Origin of the sequence: Exiguobacterium sp. (assembly GCF_020832205.1) — a bacterium.
Classification (GTDB): Bacteria; Bacillota; Bacilli; order Exiguobacteriales; family Exiguobacteriaceae; genus Exiguobacterium.
Genome location: NZ_JAFIFD010000045.1, coordinates 19775 through 37716 on the forward strand (window position 1 = coordinate 19775; position 17942 = coordinate 37716).

General features: G+C 51.7%; 17 protein-coding genes. 7 read left to right on the forward strand and 10 right to left on the reverse strand.

The features are described from left to right. Positions 1–8: 8 nt before the first annotated feature. The 5 genes from ahpF to JJU47_RS12065 form a co-directional block, all read right to left on the reverse strand. Entirely contained in the window at positions 9–1532 is a 1524-nt protein-coding gene (gene ahpF / locus JJU47_RS12045; RefSeq protein ID WP_228619777.1) for an alkyl hydroperoxide reductase subunit F, read from the reverse strand. Positions 1533–1544: 12 nt separating this feature from the next. Beyond that, a complete protein-coding gene (gene ahpC, locus JJU47_RS12050; RefSeq protein WP_021067918.1) occupies positions 1545–2108 on the reverse strand; it encodes an alkyl hydroperoxide reductase subunit C in 564 nt (187 codons plus the stop codon). A 331-nt stretch (positions 2109–2439) separates the two neighbouring features. Next, on the reverse strand, positions 2440–3237 hold the full coding sequence (locus JJU47_RS12055; RefSeq protein ID WP_228619779.1) for an SRA domain-containing endonuclease: 798 nt from the start codon (positions 3235–3237) through the stop codon (positions 2440–2442). A gap of 95 nt (positions 3238–3332) precedes the next feature. Next, positions 3333–5201, reverse strand: a complete 1869-nt coding sequence (gene htpG, locus JJU47_RS12060; RefSeq protein ID WP_228619781.1) for a molecular chaperone HtpG — start codon at positions 5199–5201, stop codon at positions 3333–3335. Between the two features lie 359 nt (positions 5202–5560). After that, positions 5561–6187, reverse strand: coding sequence for a TetR/AcrR family transcriptional regulator (locus tag JJU47_RS12065; protein ID WP_228619784.1), 627 nt, complete (start codon positions 6185–6187; stop codon positions 5561–5563). A gap of 121 nt (positions 6188–6308) precedes the next feature. Here JJU47_RS12065 and JJU47_RS12070 point away from each other — a divergent pair, with 121 nt between their 5' ends. Together JJU47_RS12070 and JJU47_RS12075 are read left to right on the forward strand one after the other, a co-directional pair. Beyond that, positions 6309–7058, forward strand: a complete 750-nt coding sequence (locus tag JJU47_RS12070; RefSeq protein WP_228619786.1) for an SDR family NAD(P)-dependent oxidoreductase — start codon at positions 6309–6311, stop codon at positions 7056–7058. A gap of 105 nt (positions 7059–7163) precedes the next feature. Then, positions 7164–7793 carry an immunity protein Imm33 domain-containing protein gene (locus JJU47_RS12075; protein WP_228619789.1) on the forward strand — a complete coding sequence of 210 codons (630 nt, stop codon included), beginning with the start codon at positions 7164–7166 and terminating at the stop codon, positions 7791–7793. 27 nt (positions 7794–7820) lie between these two features. On the opposite strand, the gene JJU47_RS12080 is transcribed toward JJU47_RS12075, so the two are convergent. Further along, positions 7821–8147 (reverse strand): hypothetical protein, encoded by a 327-nt coding sequence (locus JJU47_RS12080; protein ID WP_024371024.1) that lies wholly within the window; start codon positions 8145–8147, stop codon positions 7821–7823. A 118-nt stretch (positions 8148–8265) separates the two neighbouring features. On the opposite strand from JJU47_RS12080, the gene JJU47_RS12085 reads away from it, so the two are divergent. After that, on the forward strand, positions 8266–8688 hold the full coding sequence (locus tag JJU47_RS12085) for a hypothetical protein (RefSeq protein ID WP_228619795.1): 423 nt from the start codon (positions 8266–8268) through the stop codon (positions 8686–8688). Between the two features lie 29 nt (positions 8689–8717). Here the strand turns inward: JJU47_RS12085 and rluF are convergent, their stop codons facing one another. The 3 genes from rluF to JJU47_RS12100 all read right to left on the reverse strand — a co-directional run bounded on the left by rluF (position 8718) and on the right by JJU47_RS12100 (position 11586). Further along, positions 8718–9428 (reverse strand): 23S rRNA pseudouridine(2604) synthase RluF, encoded by a 711-nt coding sequence (rluF, locus tag JJU47_RS12090; RefSeq protein WP_228619798.1) that lies wholly within the window; start codon positions 9426–9428, stop codon positions 8718–8720. Between the two features lie 53 nt (positions 9429–9481). Then, a complete protein-coding gene (locus JJU47_RS12095; protein ID WP_228619800.1) occupies positions 9482–10135 on the reverse strand; it encodes a C39 family peptidase in 654 nt (217 codons plus the stop codon). 74 nt (positions 10136–10209) lie between these two features. After that, positions 10210–11586: a YjiH family protein gene (locus JJU47_RS12100; protein WP_228619803.1), complete on the reverse strand. Its 1377-nt coding sequence runs from the start codon at positions 11584–11586 to the stop codon at positions 10210–10212. 269 nt (positions 11587–11855) lie between these two features. On the opposite strand from JJU47_RS12100, the gene JJU47_RS12105 reads away from it, so the two are divergent. After that, on the forward strand, positions 11856–12848 hold the full coding sequence (locus tag JJU47_RS12105; RefSeq protein ID WP_228619805.1) for an LLM class flavin-dependent oxidoreductase: 993 nt from the start codon (positions 11856–11858) through the stop codon (positions 12846–12848). A gap of 41 nt (positions 12849–12889) precedes the next feature. Here JJU47_RS12105 and JJU47_RS12110 read toward each other — a convergent pair whose 3' ends face one another. Further along, a complete protein-coding gene (locus JJU47_RS12110) occupies positions 12890–13201 on the reverse strand; it encodes a hypothetical protein (RefSeq protein ID WP_228619808.1) in 312 nt (103 codons plus the stop codon). A gap of 156 nt (positions 13202–13357) precedes the next feature. On the opposite strand from JJU47_RS12110, the gene JJU47_RS12115 reads away from it, so the two are divergent. From JJU47_RS12115 to JJU47_RS12125, 3 genes are all read left to right on the forward strand, one after another. Beyond that, positions 13358–16546: an EAL domain-containing protein gene (locus tag JJU47_RS12115; protein WP_228619811.1), complete on the forward strand. Its 3189-nt coding sequence runs from the start codon at positions 13358–13360 to the stop codon at positions 16544–16546. A 61-nt stretch (positions 16547–16607) separates the two neighbouring features. Continuing rightward, on the forward strand, positions 16608–17468 hold the full coding sequence (locus JJU47_RS12120) for an MBL fold metallo-hydrolase (RefSeq protein WP_228619813.1): 861 nt from the start codon (positions 16608–16610) through the stop codon (positions 17466–17468). Next, on the forward strand, positions 17468–17905 hold the full coding sequence (locus JJU47_RS12125) for a GNAT family N-acetyltransferase (protein WP_228619815.1): 438 nt from the start codon (positions 17468–17470) through the stop codon (positions 17903–17905). The genes JJU47_RS12120 and JJU47_RS12125 overlap by 1 nt, the downstream gene beginning before the upstream one ends. Positions 17906–17942 lie beyond the last annotated feature (37 nt).

Consider the following 17942-nt stretch of genomic DNA (forward strand, 5'->3'; position numbering starts at 1 on the left):
GTTCTCTATTAGTTGCGAATCATATAGTCGAAAGCACCGAGTGCGGCTGTCGCACCAGAGCCCATCGAGATGATGATTTGCTTATAGGCGCTGTTCGTGCAGTCGCCTGCTGCGAACACACCTGGGACGTTCGTCGCGCCGTGACGGTCAACGACGACTTCCCCGAAGTTGTTGCGTTCGACCGAGTCGAGCCAGTCCGTGTTCGGGACGAGACCGATTTGGACGAAGACGCCTTCGAGTTCGACGTGATGCGTCTCGTTCGTCTCGCGAGACAAGTACGAGATGCCGTTCACTTTATCCGTACCTGTGATTTCTGTCGTCTGTGCGTTCGTGACGACGGTCACGTTCGGGAGGCTGTGGAGACGGTCTTGAAGTACTTGGTCAGCCTTCAGTTCAGGAGCGAACTCGAGCACCGTGACGTGTTTGACGATCCCGGCGAGGTCGATGGCAGCTTCAATCCCAGAGTTGCCGCCGCCGATGACCGCGACGCGTTTGCCTTCAAAGAGCGGGCCGTCACAGTGCGGACAGTAAGCGACACCTTTGTTTTTGAACTCGGCTTCACCTGGGACGTTGACGTTGCGCCAGCGTGCACCTGTCGAGAGGATGACGCTCTTACTCTTCAAGACAGCACCGTTTTCGAGTTCGACTTCAACGAGGTCGTTCTTCTCGAGACGCTTCGCGCGCTGAAGGTTCATGACGTCGATGCCGTACTCTTTCACGTGCTCTTCTAAGCTCGCGACGAGTTTCGGGCCTTCCGTGTAAGACGTGCCGATGAAGTTTTCAATCCCCATCGTGTCCATCACTTGACCACCGAAGCGCTCGGCGACGATTCCTGTACGGATACCTTTACGAGCTGCATAAACGGCTGCGCTCGCGCCGGCTGGGCCGCCACCGATGACGAGGACGTCGTACGGGTCTTTGTCTTCAAACGCCGAAGCGTCCGGGCCTGTGCCGAGTTTCGCTAAAATCTCTTCGAGTGACATCCGTCCGTTGCCGAACGCCTCACCGTTCAAGAAGACGGTCGGGACAGCCATGATTTCTTTCGCTTCCACTTCCGCCTTGAACGCGCCACCGTCGATCATCGTGTGTGAGATGTTCGGGTTGAGCACGCTCATGACGTTGAGTGCCTGGACGACGTCCGGGCAGTTGTGGCAGCTGAGGCTGATGTACGACTCGAAGTGATACGTGCCTTCGATGTTTTGAATCTGCTTGATCGCATCCGCGTCAACTTTCGGCGCGCGGCCGCTCACTTGGAGCAACGCGAGGACGAGTGATGTGAACTCGTGACCGAGCGGGATTCCTGCGAAGACGATCCCCGTCTCTTCAGACGGACGGCTCACGCTGAAGCTCGGTGTGCGTTCGAGCGTGACGTTCTCGACCGAGATGCGTGACGACATGCTCGCGAGTTCGTTCACGAGGTCGAGCATCTCTTTTGAGACCGCGTCGTCTCCAGCGCTGACACGGAGGACGACGTCGCCCTCCATGAGCTGGAGATATTGGTCCAACTGTTGTTTAATATCTGCTTCTAACATGTAATCCGCTCCTTACAACTTGCCGACGAGGTCGAGGCTCGGGCGAAGTGTGGCAGAACCTTCTTCCCATTTAGCCGGGCAGACTTCGCCTGGGTTGTTGCGAACGTATTGTGCCGCTTTGACTTTGTTGACGAGCGTGCTCGCGTCACGGCCGATGCCGCCTGCGTTGATTTCAACAGTTTGGATGACGCCGTCTGGGTCGATGATGAACGTACCGCGGTCAGCAAGGCCATCTTCTTCGTTCAAGACGTCGAAGTTACGTGAAATTGTGTGTGATGGGTCACCAATCATGATGTACTCGATTTTGCCGATTTTCTCTGATGTTTCGTGCCATGCTTTGTGCGTGAAGTGTGTGTCAGTCGATACTGAGTACACTTCGACGCCGAGGTTTTTGAGTGTTGCGTATTCGTTTTGAAGATCTTCAAGTTCAGTTGGGCAAACGAATGTGAAGTCAGCTGGGTAGAAGCAAACGACGCTCCATTGACCTTTGAAGTCGTTGTCCGATACTTCGAGGAATTCACCAGTTTGGAATGCTTGTGCTTTGAAAGGTAAGATTTCTTTTCCGATTAATGACATTTGTATGTCCTCCTTGGGTGTTTACTCTAGTGGGATTCTATCTCTACTAGAATAATTATAATGTAATACTAACTTCATATAACCAGCCAAAATTGTCAAGGCGTTTGCATGCTTGGTAAAATGTTGATATATCAACGTTAAATGGATAAAACGCATAGGTGAAGGAAAGAAAACGGTTACAATATAAACGTGTTTTTGTTTTCAATCACCTATGTGAGAAAAACAAAAATGGGTTGAATAGAAGGAACTTAATCGAAAAATAGTGAGATGATTCTCGTAAGAAATCATGACATTATCAATTACAAACAAAAAAACCTTAATCTGAAAAAGATCAAGGTTGCTGAATTGCATTTATGATGTGTTGATTAAATTCTACCCGATCTACACCTTTATGAAGACGAGCGTGGCAGTTTGGACAAACAGCCACTACTTGATCTGGACGTGATAAACCATCATCTGATTCTTTATAGAGAGAATGGAGTTCAAGATATGGACCTTCTTCTGTTTTGAAAGGAGCCGGTTGACCGCATGCTTCACAGCAGTTATTTGCTCGAGCAAGCACGTAGTAATGAAGTGCAGCTGTTTGTTCTCGAACTTGAAGTTTGCGAGCGGACGTACTCAATCCCGTAGCGCGTTTTGGATCACGTGAAGCAATTTCTTCTAATTCTTGAACTGTTTTGTACTGCATAGCCAGTGAAAATTGATGAGCTTCTTCTTGAATGACGTGCAACGGTTCGAAGGCGAATACGATCACTTCACGTTGATTATGGTTCTTATCAATCCCAAATTGAATATCAAACCCAATTAAAATGAGTTGATCGACAAAGCGGTAGTTGCCTTTACTCAGTGACTCAAACAAGTAAACATCTTCTCCGTTTTCTACGTGGTTGAGAAGTGCTTTGTTACCATGTGAAAATTGTTGATCTCCAACTTGTCCTTCTCCACTGTAATAGTAAAGTCCATCTTCTTCATTCCATCCGTTTTCATATCCAAATTCTTCGTCCATTCCACTATCGAAGATGAAGATGAGTTTATGTTTGTTCGGTGTACTAATTCCTCGTTGGCGACTTCCGCCGTAACGATCGTGAAGTTCAGAACGTTTGTATAATTTATTCTTTTCGAACAGCATGCGGCACCTCATTCCTAAGAATTCCATTTATATAAATTGTATCACGTCTCTAATAGAATAAACGAAAAAGACAGAGGTCGCCCTCTGCCTTTCAGTTATTCTGCCATCAATGCGCACACTGCATTCGAATAGGCGACCGGGTCTTCAATCGGTAACCCTTCGATGAGGAGTGCTTGCTGATAGAGCAAGTCGGTATACTGCTTCGCTTTCGCCTCGTCTTCTGTATAAACGCGCTGTAACGTCTGGAAGATGGCATGGTCGGCGTTCACTTCGAGCACTTTTTCGGCTTTCATGCCGCCGCCGTTTGGCATTGCGTTCAAAATCTTCTCCATTTCAATCGAGACGTCACCCGCGACCGTCAAGCAGACCGGGTGCGACTTGAGGCGTGTCGACGCGCGCACTTCTTTGACGCGGTCGCCGAGCTCGGCCTTCATGAAGGCGAACAAGTCTTTGTTGTCCTCATTGAGCGAATTTGCCGCCTCATCGTCGAGCCCAAGGTCACCGCTCGCAATTGACTTGAACTCTTTGTCGTCATACGACTGAAGCATCTTGATGGCGAACTCGTCGATCTCTTCTGTGAAGTAGAGGATCTCGAACCCTTCCTCTTTCAAGCGTTCCGCTTGCGGCAATAGGTCGATGCGGTGAATCGATTCACCCGTCGCGTAGTAGATGTACTTCTGATCGTCTTTCATGCGCGCGACGTACTCTTTGAGCGTGACGAGCTTTTTCTCGTTCGACGAGTGGAACAAGAGCAAGTCTTTCAACTCGTCTTTCGCGGCCCCGAACTGGTCGTAGACACCGAACTTGATTTGACGGCCGAACGATTCGAAGAACTTCTCGTAGTCCTCACGCTCGTCACGGAGCATCTTCTCGAGCATGCCTTTGATTTTCGACTTCACGTTCTTGGCGATGACACGGAGTTGTCGGTCCTGCTGCAACATCTCCCGGGAAATGTTGAGGGAGAGGTCTTCTGAGTCGACCATTCCTTTGACGAAACCGAAGTAGTCCGGCAATAAGTCAGGTGACTTCTCCATGATCAAGACGCCGTTCGAATACAGTTCGAGTCCTTTCTCGAACTCTTTCGTATAATAGTCGAACGGGACCGTCGATGGGATGTAGAGAATCGACTGGTAACGGATCGTGCCGTCGACGTTCAAGTGGATGTGTTTGAGCGGCTCGTCGAAGCCGTAGCGCTTCTCGTGATAGAACGCCTTGTAGTCCTCATCCGAGAGCTCGCTCTTCCGCTTGCGCCAAATCGGCACCATGCTGTTGATCGTCTCTTCTTCGACATAGTCCTCGTACTCTTCCGAGTCGTCTTTTTGGCGGTGTTTCGTCACGTCGAGCTTAATCGGGTAACGGATGAAGTCCGAATGTTTCTTGATAAGCGAACGAATCTCATACTCTTCGAGAAACGTCGAGTACGTCTCGTCGTCCGAATCGGCTTTCACGTGTAACGTGATTTCCGTACCGACGTCCGCTTTGTCTGTCGGTTCGATCGTGTAACCGTCTGTGCCTTCTGATTCCCACAAGTAGCCTTGCTCGCTGTCGACCGAGCGGGTACGGACCGTTACACGGTCGGCGACCATGAACGCCGAGTAGAAGCCGACGCCGAACTGACCGATGAGGCTGTGGTCTTCTTCCATCTTCGTCGCCTGCTTCATCGCGAGTGAGCCGCTCTTGGCGATGATCCCGAGGTTAGACTCGAGCTCGTCGGCCGTCATCCCGATTCCGGTGTCGCGGATGGTGATCGTGCGGGCATCTTTGTCGAGTTCGACTTTGACGAAGTAGTCGTCCTTGTTGAAGTCAATCGCCTCGTCCGAGAGGGCTCGGTAATACATCTTGTCGATGGCATCACTCGCGTTCGAGATGAGCTCACGGAGGAAGATGTCCTTATGCGTATAGATTGAGTGGACCATCAACTCTAAAATTCGTTTCGATTCGGCTTGAAACTGTTTCTTTGTCATGATCGTTCTCCTTTTAATCGTTCGATTTTGGCACTCTTGTAACGAGAGTGCTAACACTATTGATTATCCTAATTTTTAGAAAGATGTCAACCCGGTTTAAACAAAAGATTGACGGGGGAGGCAGATTCGCATATAGTTGAGTACATGCGATGAGCTGGTCTATGTAAGACGGCGGACATTCCTTTTAGGAGCACGTTGTGGAGCGTGGTTCGACGCGGTAGACTTTTCGAGAGCACCTCTAGTGAGAGGTGCTCATTTTTTTTGCATATGGGGATTATCATGAACCTACATACGATCCATCATGTGGCGATTATCGCCGAACTACACGAATAAAGCCCCTTCATGCGAAGGGGCTTTCGTTATGGGCGCACATACGACAACAGCATCTCTTTTAACACCCGCTGCTGGATGAACGGCTCGATGTCCTCCTCTAAGTAGCTGATGTGCGACTTCAAGATGATATTGTTGCCGAACGTACCGAACGCGTTGATGATCGTGACGACTGTCGCCTTCACGTCCAGGTTATCTCGAAGCGACCCGTCCGTTTTGCCGTCTTCAATGAGCGGTTCGAGCGTCTTCATGATCTCACATTGCAATTCGATGTAATCATCGATGTCAGGTAATGGGGTCGTGACGAAGGAAGCGTAACTTTCAAACGCCTCACGGAACCGCGAGTGGTTCGTCCGCTTCATTTGTTGGTCGAGCAAGTAATCAAGGATCGCCTCGAGTCGCGTATAGGCGTCGCCAGGCGTTGTCGTCAATTGTTTAAACGTTTCAAGTGTCGGGGCCAAGTTACGTACAGCCGCGGCAACGATCAGTTGGTCTTTCTTTGGGAAGTAACGGAACAGCGTCGCGACGCCAATTTCGGCCGCGTCGGCGATGTCCTGCATTTGCACACGCTCAAAGCCGTCTTTTAAAAATAGGAGTTCGGCTTGCTCGATGATGCGATTCAATCGTTCTTCTTTGTTTTGTTGTCGTTTGTTCATACGATCACCTCTTTGTTGTGTAGCTATTATACCGTGCCGAGGCAATTTCGTTGAGATTCAAATGTGCATCAACTAACATAATGATAGTTGGACTATCGAAATAAAGATTGGGGACATGAATATGCGTTTACGAGGGAAAGTAGCGGTCATCACAGGGGCAGGCAGTGGCATGGGCGAATCGACAGCGAAGCTGTTTGCGAAAGAAGGGGCGACGGTCGTCGCGACCGATATCAATCTAGAGGCGGTGACGCACGTCGTCGAGGCGATTCGAATGATCGAGGGCGAGGCGCTCGCCATCCGTCATGACGTCACATCCCGCACCGATTGGGAGAACGTCTATGACGAAGTGCAGGCGACATGCGGGAAGCTTGATATTCTCGTCAACAACGCCGGTATCGCGCTCGCTAAACCGTTTTTAGAGCAGACGGAAGAGGACTGGGCCCGGACATATCGCATCAACATCGATGGCGTCATGCTCGGGACGCAATATGCCATCCCGCTCATGGAGGTGAACGGTGGCGGTTCGATCGTCAACATCTCGTCCATCTCGGCGCTCACCGGGATGGCCGGTGCCGGGGCTTATACGGCCTCAAAAGGGGCGGTCCGATCACTCACGAAAGCGGCGGCCGTGGATTATGGGAAGCAAAACATTCGCGTCAACTCGGTGCACCCGGGTTATATCGTGACACCGATGAGCGCACCGCACATGGAGCATCCGGACTATAAACAACACTTCTTGAATCAAATCGCCTTGCCGCAGCTCGGTCAGGCCGAGGAAGTGGCGGCAGCCGTCTTATTCCTCGCGTCGGATGAGGCGAACCACATCACCGGCATCGAACTCCCGGTCGACGGTGGCGTCACGGCGAAATAATAGGATTGTGGATTTAGTTCTTATAGGGACTAAATCCTTTTTGCCTTTCACGTGTGAGAACTCCTATACTGATTAGAAGGTGTTTTCACATGAAGGAGGGATTGGATGAATTGGTATTTAGATGACGTGCGCGAGTTGCACGAGGCTGCACCGTATACGTTTTACATCCCGAGCGAAGAAGTGCTCCGTCAATTGAAAGTCGGTGACTTAGTAAAATTGATTTTTACGAACGAACATTCTTCGCCTGATGGATATCGGGGCGAACGGATGTGGGTGAAAATCACGGAAATCAACGGCGATCAATTTGAAGGTGTGCTCGACAATGAGCCATATTATTTACCGATCCAAGTGGGCACCGAACTTTCATTCGGGATGGAACACGTCTGTCAGACCGAGTATGAGGAGCCAGACGGGGATAAATGGGATTATTACACGGATACGTTCGTGATTGTCAGTGCGGATGTGTTGGAACGAGAAGAGTTTCATTTCATGTTGCGGGATGAGCCGAACGGGGAAGGGGATTCAGGTTGGTCGTTCTTGAGCGGGTATGAAGACGATGCATATTTAAGTGATACGGATAACTTTCTCGTCGTGTCGATTGGAGTCGTGTTGAATATCGATGACTCAATCCTCCCAATTCTCCAACAGCCACCGCTTTGTGCGTATGAACGGGACGAGGAAGGGACGTTTCAAGAAATTCAAGACTACGATTGGGAAGGCTATTTGAATGGTTAACAAAAAGGAGCTTGCGCTCCTTTTTGTCTACTCTAAAATCCCGACGAGCTCCATGACGAGCAGAACGAACAATCCCGAACCGAGGACGGCGGCGAAAAATACGAGCACGGCGTACTCTTTTTGTTTCAGGATCGCCCACCAACCGGTCACGAACGCCCCGAGTCCGAGTGCGGAGAACGTGGTCATATAGCTGAGCCGAAGCATGTGTGCCGTCGTATCACTCCATAATGTCGACGTGAATGTCGTGTCGAAGTTGTCGAGCAAGAGGAACGGTACGTACATGGCGAGGAACAAGCCGATGAGCAGGATGGACCACTTTCCGACCGAGGTGCGGGGAAACAAAGCGCCATTCATGACGATTCACCTCTTTTCCGTGCCAAATGATCTGTATCCATAGTATTCCCGTTTTCATGGATAAGACGTCTCGATTTGGTGAAATGTCATGGTATAGTCAGAAAAAAGAGGTGAGTGTATGGTACATCAATTTGAGTTGAGACGGGTTTGGGAAGATGATCATATGTTGGAAGTCGCCTTGACATTGAAAGGGGAACGATGCGAGGCGACAGTGACTGATTACATCACGGAAAAGGATATCGAATCGCTAATTCCTCTAATCAAAGCGTTCAATAAGCAGAACGGGAAGTTGTCGAAGATATGGATTCTCGATGGCTCATTCGCGTACGTGGCCATGGCGTTCAAACTTGCCAACAAACGGGGGGCGATTCGAGTGAACGTATCGATGAAACAAATGGAGCAAATGGAGGACGATTTCGATGAGATGCAAGCAAGCTTCTCCTTTATGACGACGATGGGACAGCTCGATGACCTGAGTGACCAGGTGACGTCTTTTTTAAGAAACGAGACCGATCTCGTCGAATCGCTCCGACCAGAATAAAGCAGCCTGAGAACGTCTCAGGCTGCTTTTTAGTACCATTCTTTCGGTTCGTAATTCAATTCGCGGAACAACTGCTCGCGCTCTTTCTTCGACAGGTCGCGCCACTGTCCAGGCGGGAGCTTACCGAGCGTGATGTTCATGACACGGACACGTTGAAGGCGATACACCTCGTAACCGAGCTCTTCACACATGCGGCGGATTTGGCGGTTGAGGCCTTGCGTGAGCGTGATGTTGAAGTCGAACTTCGACAGTTGGTGCACTTTACACGGCAACGTCTTTTGTCCGAGAATCTTGACGCCGGCTTCCATCTGTTCAACGAACTCCGGGGTGATTGGCTTATCGACCGAGACGATATACTCTTTCTCGTGCTCGCCCTCTGCGCGAAGGATCTCGTTGACGATATCGCCGTCGTTCGTCATCAAGATGAGTCCTTCCGACTCTTTATCGAGGCGGCCGATATTGAAGATACGGAGCGGGTGGTTGACGAGGTCGACCAAGTTACCTTTCACTTTCTTCTCGGTCGTGCTCGTGATGCCGACCGGTTTATGGACGGCGATATAGACGTTGTTACGGGCGACACGGGCGACCGATCCGTTGACGAGCACTTCGTCCCCAGGCTTCACTTGGTCGCCGATTTTCGCTTTCTTCCCGTTGATGGTGACGCGTCCTTCTTCGACGAGACGGTCGGCTTGGCGACGGGACGCCTTGCCTGATTCACTAATAAATTTGTTGATACGCATGGTTACACGTCCTTATGAAATGATACTTCACTATACCGCATTTTAAGGGGGGATCACAATTTTTGTCCGTTAGGCGGATGGACGCGCGTGATGCTGCCCCAGAAGTTGAACTCGTTGAAATCGATGTACCGGATATCTTCGGAGCGGTTGTCGAGCACTTCGAGCAAGACGAGGTCAGCGTAGCCGGGCTTTTTATAGATGATATAGCCGATTCCCGTGACAGAATGATTTTTATAAAACCCGTTCGCCATGTTCAAGATGAACGGACGATTGGCGAGGAGCTCACGCTCGAACGTCGACCATTTCCAGAGATAGCGGGAACTGCCGTGACCAGAATAGCCGTATCGTTCCCACAGTTTCGTCACGATTGTACTGATGCGTGTCGGAGGGGTCCCTTTTTCGTCTTTGAATTGATGCCGAACGGCGATGTCCCGCACATCTTGTTGGATCACGAACACGTCCTCCGGGATGTTAGGATAGCCATGGTCCCGGTAATAGCGGAAGATTGCCGTGATCGAGGTGAGGGTACAATTATTCTTCGCCCCGTTAAACGTTCGTTGCAACAGGGCCGGTACCCCATCGATTCGTTTTTCTTCTTTCACGGACCAATGGCCGTGATAACGGTCATCTACATAAACTTGTGGGTTGATGATTCCGGCATAGCCTCTCTTTGCGGTCTCGAGTTGTCCGGCAAAATGGTCCTCCACGGTCGACCCCTCCTTTTTCTTTATTATACAAACAACGCCTCTTCTCAGGTAATACGAGAAGAGGCGTTCTGTCGTCAAAAGACCAAGTGAGCAATCCCGACAATGATCGGGAGCGTGATGAACGTCCGGAGCAAGAAGATGAGGACGAGGTCGAAGAATGAAATTGGCAGTTTCGAACCGAGGAGGAGTCCCCCGACTTCTGACATGAAGATGAGCTGGGTAACCGATACGGTGGCGATGATGAAGCGAGTCATCTCGCTCTCGATGCCACTACCGAGGACGGCCGGTAAGAACATATCGGCGAAACCGACGACCATCGTCTGGGCGGCGGCTTCCGCTTCCGGTACTTGGAGCAACATCAAAATCGGTTCGAACGGTTTACCGAGAATCGTGAAGAGCGGCGTGTACTCCGCGATGACGAGCGCGATCGTCCCGACGGCCATGACGATCGGCAAGATGCCGAGCCACATGTCGAGCACGTTTTGGAAGCCATCTTTTACTGTGGCGACAAAGCTCTTGCTTGAACGTGATTTGAGCAACGCTTGGCGAAGTGCCCATTTTGGCATCGCCACGTTCGCCGGTACCGGCTCTTCCGGTTTCAGTTCGGTTTCTTCGTAAGGTGTGTCCGCCTTCTTCGACAACGGATAGATCCGTGGCATGATGAGCGCGGCGACGACACCGGATACGACGATAGCCCCATAATACTGTAAGAAGTAGGCGTCGAGTTCCATGTACGACAAGATGACGATGGTGAACGTGATTGAGACGACCGAGAACGTCGTGGCGATGACAGCGGCTTCCCGCTTCGTGTAGTAGCCGTTCTCGTATTGTTTCGTCGTCAACAGGATTCCGATTGTCGCATCTCCGACCCAAGACGCGAGCGAGTCAAGCGAAGCCCGGCCCGGCAGTTTGAAGAGCGGGCGCATCACTTTGATGAGCATCGTCCCGACGAACTCGAGCAGACCGAAGTTCAAGAGGAGCGGAAGTAACATCCCGGCAAACAAGAACGTCGCGAACAAGATTGGAATCAAGTCATAAAGCAATAGTCCGCCTGTATACTCGGACGTGATCATCTCTGGTCCGATGACGAGAAGCGTCATCACTCCGGCGATGAAACCGACGACCCGCATCCCGAACCAGAACGGTGTCACGTTTAACAGTGAGTTGAAGTGCGGCCGTTCGAGCACGAACGCCGGTTTAGCCAAATACGTCCAAAGTGAACCGAGCACCGAGATCCCCATCATGATGACGGCGAGCGTCGGTACGATTCCCCCGATCAAGTCGATCAATTGGTTCGATAAGAAGGCGACCGGGATCGTGAACCCGTCGTCGGTCGGAATCGGTACGATGAAGAACATGAGCCCGATTAAAGATGGAATGATAAATTTCAAATAGTCGTTGGACGTGAATGATGTCCCGTCCTGGCCAGGCCTGTTTGGTGTTTGATTCATGTTGTTTACCCCATTTCCCCGAGAATGTAGTGGACCGCTCGCGTGTCCCCATCACGTCTGCGGCATCATGCTATGAAGGAATAACGTCTTCCCATTCATTATAGAGAAGAAAAACGATGACAAGCAACAACTCGTTGCAATTTTCTGAAAAAAGACAACCGTCTTTTGAGCGTCCGACTCGTATTCTTTTCTTCACTTTAGTATGATGACGGCGAGTCTTACAAATCCGAGATATTCACCATATATACTATAGAAGTGGAGAGATGGACATGAGATTAAGTGTACTCGACCAAGCACCGGTCACGTCCGGGCATACGTCAGAACATGCCCTAGCAAGCGCGGTCGAGCTCGCGCAAGTAGCGGAAGAGCTCGGCTATCATCGAATGTGGATGGCGGAACATCATGGAGGCATGTCGTTCGCGAGTTCGGCGCCGGAAGTCGTCAGTGCCTATATCGCGGCCAAAACAGAGCGGATCCGCATCGGATCGGGCGGCATCATGATGATGCATTATTCGCCGCTCAAGATGGCTGAAGTGTTCAAGACGTTGAGCGCCCTCGCTCCTGGTCGAATCGATTTCGGCGTCGGTCGGGCGCCGGGCGGGGACGCCAACGCCATTTACGCGATGTCACAAGGGCAGAAGCCGATGATGGACGGGCTATACGAAAAACTTGAGACGACGCTCCAACTCATCAACGATGAGACGCCGGAAGAACGATGGTATAAAACGACGCCAGCCGCACCGACCGGGGTGACGCTTCCCGAGGCGTGGCTCCTCGGTTCGAGCGGGAACAGCGCCGTCCAAGCCGGACGGATGGGTGTCGGCTACTCGTTCGCTCAATTCTTTAACGGAGAACTGAGCACCGATGCGCTCGATGCGTATCGTCATCATTTCCGTCCGTCCGCATTTATGGAAAAGCCCGACATTAACGTGACGTACCTCGTCACGACGGCCGAGACGGAGGAAGAAGCCGAATATTTGGCCCGTCCGTCCGACTTGTCCCGTTTGTTCTTGATGCGCGGTCAACTTCGTCAATTATTGAGCCCAGAGGCGGCGCACGAGTATCCGCTCACCGAGGTCGACAAAATTCACATCGCCAATAACCGGGCGATTCACCTCGTCGGGACGCCGAAACAAATCGCGACCCAGCTCCAAGAAGAAGCGGAACGCTATGGCTTCGATGAGGCGATGATTTGCAGCATTCAACATCAACAGTCCGACCGGTTAAACGTCTATCGCCTGCTCGCAAAAGAATTACTCTGACGAAACGCTCCTTCTCTCATATCGGGAAGGAGCGTTTTCAATTAACGGAACAGTTGCATGATCACGAACAAGGCGACGAGTCCCCCGAGCGACATGGTGAAAAAGACGGCGACCGAGCGCTCGTGATTGCGAAAAATCGTGTACAAACCGACGACGAAAGCGCCGAGCGCGGCAGTTAAAGCTGCCATCGACACGACGGTCGCCCACGTGTTGTCGAAAAGTGCGTTAACGTTGAACGGCTGGCCTGACTGGACGATGAGGGTGGAAACAATCAAGAGAAGAAACACAGCGAGCAACAATCCGACCGACCATTTGCCGGGCCGGGTCTGTGGGTAGACGTTTCGACTGAGCATGATGGTTCACCTCGCTTTAGGACTGGATTCATTACTCTTTACCCGATTTTTAGGGAAAACGTTGAAAAACGTTTTCCCTTTTTTGAAACGGTTTTGTGAACAAAGCGAGTTAAAAGTTCTACACTAGAGGAAACAGACATTGCTTGGAGGTACAGTATGCAACAGATGAAGGCCGACCCGCATTATTTATTCGATGTATTCGTTCATTTGTATCGCATGGTTTTTTTAATGGAAGTGACGCCAATCGGATATCGTTACGTCCGTGTCAGTGAGCAAGGGAAGCTCGCTTCGATGCTGCCGGACGATGTGGCTGGCCGTTACTTGCATGAGATGTACTCGGCCGACGTCGCGGATGAACTGATCACGCATTACGATGCGGTGACCGCGACACGTGAACCGGTTTATTTCATGTCGAAGATGAACATCGAATCGAATACGGCCCGTTTCGCCTCATCTGTTCTCATGCCGCTCGAAGACAAACGAGGGGAGGTTCGGTACGTGCTCGGTTTGACGACCGATTTGTCGGAAGAAGCGGAAATGAAACTGTTGTCGAGTATTGAGCATATCGATTATTTGACGGGTATGCCGAACTTGATGAAAGTGAAGCTCGAACTCGAGAAGCTGTTCACACAAGAGAGCGGACGTGAACTGACGAGCATCATCCGACTGCACATCAACCGCTTTAAAATCGTCCTCTCGCTTCAAGGAATCGAGCAGTCGCATCAACTCATCAAAGACATGACGCGCCGTCTGTCGGACATACTGCCTGTAGGATCGATCATCGGACGTGTCGACGGAGAAGATTTTATCGTCGTGTTGCCGCACACATCGATTGAGACGGCCTATCATCACGGGGAACGCTTGCTTGCCGCCATCGCAGACTATACGTACGAGGTGGCCGAGACCGAATTCGCGCTTTCGGGCTGCATCGGGCTCAGTGCCGGGTACGAGAATGCGGACCGTGTCATCATGAACGCATCGACAGCATTGCTCGAGGCGCGACAGGCCGGAAAACAGATGATTCGGGTATATGAGAAAGACGATTACGTCCAACATTATATCGATGAGATGACAATCGAGATGGAACTCGTCAAAGGACTGAAAGCGAACGAGTTGAGCGTCGTCTATCAACCGCGCGTCAGTTGTCATGACGGGACGGTCCATTTTGAGGCGCTCGTCCGTTGGCGCAGTGCCTCCCTCGGGAACGTCTCACCGGAAACGTTCATCCGGATCGCTGAGAAATCACTATTGATCGAGGACGTCACGGGTTTCGTCATCGAACAAGTTTGCCGGGACGTGATCGAACAGCCAGACGTATTCAATGGCCGCCGTGTCGCCATCAACGTCTCTCCGGTCGTCTTCCGCCAAACGTATATGCGTGATGTCTTGACCGTTTTGACGTCGCACGGGCTGACATCGGATCAATTCGAGTTTGAGATCACGGAGCATACGCTCATGCAAGAGCCGCTTGTCGGCATTCAGACCGTCGATTATTTGAAGACGAAAGGGTTCCGCATTCTCATCGATGATTTTGGCGTCAGCTATTCGTCGCTCAACTATTTGAAGATGTTTGACATCGATGGGATCAAAATCGACCGTTCGTTCATTAGTCAGCTCGATAAAGACAACGGCTTAAAAGAGTACGAGATCGTCAAACTGATCATCTCGCTCGCTAAAAAGTTGAACCTCGAAGTCACGGCCGAAGGGGTGGAGACGGAAGAACAGTATCGTGCCATCGAACGGCTCGGATGTGACGAGGTGCAAGGTTATTTCTTCAGTCGGCCACTGGCGCGAACGGACGTCCAAGCCGCCCTCGACGCGCTCGAACACCATTTCGCGGCGTTGCGCCACGATGCGTCGGGACGCCAAGAGGCGATCACGTCACTCGACGAGAGCGAGACGGAACGGTTGAAAGCGATTCTTCGCCTCGAGATCTTGCATTCGCCGCGTGAAGAACGTTACGACCGAATCAGCCGGCTCGTGGCGAAGACGCTCGACATGCCGGTCGCCCTCATCTCGATATTGACGACGGACCAACAGTGGATCAAGTCGTGCCAAGGGGTAGTCCTCGAGCAGCTGCACGTCGATCGTAAGTTCACACTGTGTGATCGCGTCGTGCTCGGCAAAGAAGCGCTCGTCATCGAGGACGTCGAGTCGTCCGAGTCTTTAAATGACAATCCGCTCCTTGAAGGAATCGGGTTTTATGCCGGGGTGCCTCTCATTACGCGAAGCGGTCACGCCATCGGAACGCTCTGTGTCACGGACGAACTGGCGCGAACGTTTGACAGAGAGGCGCTGCGGACGCTTGAAGATTTCGCACGTTGGGTGATGTCTGAAATCGAACTGACGGAACAGACGAGAGCGGAGACACGGCGTCAACAGACGCTCGAATCGCTTTACGAAGTGACCGCGCTCCATGCTCCGTTCCCGGAAAAGCTGAAACGGATTCAGACGGTGTTGAGGGAGTGGCTCGGTTATTCTCATGCCGTCGCGTTTACAGTGGAAGGCGGCTATCACTCGATCTCTTCAGACGGGAACACGTTACTCGAGTGGACAGATGAGCGTCTCCGCCAAGTCGAGGCGCTCGTAAAAAGCGGGCATCAGAAACTAGGACGGACTGAACTGGTCATCGATGGCGTCGAACTCTCCGCCATGATCAGCTTGCCGCTCGTGAATGAAGGGAAAACGTTCGGTTGGGTCGTCTTTCTCGCCGAACATGGAAGTCTTGAGGACGTCGTCGATCAAGTCGCGCGGCAAGAGATGACGGACACGATCTTGCTCGTGACGCGTTGGATGGAGAACGAGATTCGACGCGAGCGCAAGCATCAAGAAGTCATCGAACTCATCACGAAGGACGGGTTGACGAAGCTTGGAAACCGCCATTCACTCATGACGGATTTGCGTCAAAAAATGAACCGAAAACAGGCCGTCGCGCTTCTGTTCATCGACTTGGACGACTTTAAGCGAATCAACGACACATACGGACATCTCGTTGGGGATGAAGTGCTCATCGAAACGGCGAAGCGAATCCGTTCGTTCAGTCGCTTCCATGAAGGAAAGGCGTATCGCTTCGCTGGAGATGAATTTTTAATCGTCATCGAAGGGGAAGCGGGCACGCTTGAAAATGAGGTGTTTGAACAGTTGACGGCCTTGATTTCCCAGGAAATGTTGGTCGGCGACGAACTATCTCTCCAATTGTCGGCGAGCATCGGAGTCGCTTATTCGACGACAGAACTCGCTTCGCTCGATGCGCTCATCCATCATTCGGATGCGGCGATGTACGTCGCCAAAAACTGCGGGGGCGACGGATTTTACGTATATGACTCATTTCAAGAGTACGACTGAGAATGGATCGGCAGACGAACGTCAGTCTGATTTGGTCCAACTAGTGAGGAGAGGATTGGATTTGCAGAAGTTAGAGAGACATTCACCGCGTTTTTGGTACATGACACCTGTCGCAGAGACCGATCGGCCGATTTTAGGAGTGGTCGTCGGGGACACACACACGTTGTTGATCGACGCCGGCAACTCGGAATCCCATACGAACGCACTGCTAGACGCCTTGGCCGAGAACGGGTTGGCCCGTCCGACAATCGTCGCCTTGACACACTGGCATTGGGACCATATTTTCGGCCTTTCGGCGTTGCCTTGGACCGTTTCGATTGCGAGCGTGGAAACGAAAAACAAAATGGAACGGCTACTCCCGTATGAGTGGGATGACGCGTCGCTTGATGAACGCGTCGCGAGCGGGATCGAGATCCCGTTCTGTGCCGACGCCATCCGCCTTGAGTTTGGGGAAGCACGTACGATGCGCGTCGTCATGCCGACTTTAACGTTCGACGACTCGCTCACACTCGATCTCGGTGGCGTACATGTCATGTTGAAGCATGTCGGCGGTGACCATTCACCGGACGCTGTCGTCGCGTACATCCCGGAAGAGAAAGTGTTGTTCCTAGGAGATGCGCTTTACGCCAACTTATACGCTCCGTCTTGGCGGATGACGGCGGAGGAGACGCTCCGGTTGCTCGCCTTGCTGGACATGTTTGACGCGGAAGCGTACGTTTGGTCGCACGGCAGCGTCGCATCTCGTGCGGAATATGAGAAAGACCGTAATGTGCTGCGCCTATTGGCGACCATCACGATGGATTTCCCGGGAAATAAACAAAGAATAACGGCTCAATACGAACGCCTGACAGGTCGTGCGGTCGAGGAAGAAGAAGAGGAACTCATCACGTTCTTTGTGAACGGATCAAGGAGGGACGCATGATGGAAATCGAGCAGATCGTCGTAGAAGACGAGGCGTTCCAACAGTTTTTGACGGAGCGTCTGCGCGCCTTCAACGACATGCACTCGGTCCATCATCGTGACATTCGGAACGCCGACGTCCCGGTCGTCCAATTCAAAGTGGAGCAAAACGATGAAGTGATCGCCGGATTGTTCGGGAGCGTTTATTGGGGGTGGTTCGACCTCGACCGGTTATGGGTGGACGCGGCTCACGCCGGTACGGGTATCGGAACCCGGCTGCTTCAGGCAGGGGAACGTGAGGCGACCGTTCTCGGTGCGACCCGAGTGAAACTGACAACGTTCTCGTTTCAAGCGAAGACGTTCTATGAACGGCACGGCTACGAAGTCGCGGGGGTGTTGCGCGACTATCCGCCGGGTGCCGATTATTACATGATGACGAAACGTTTGACCGACGTATAGAAAAAGACGACTCGCGCGAGTCGTGTGTTTTTTTAAA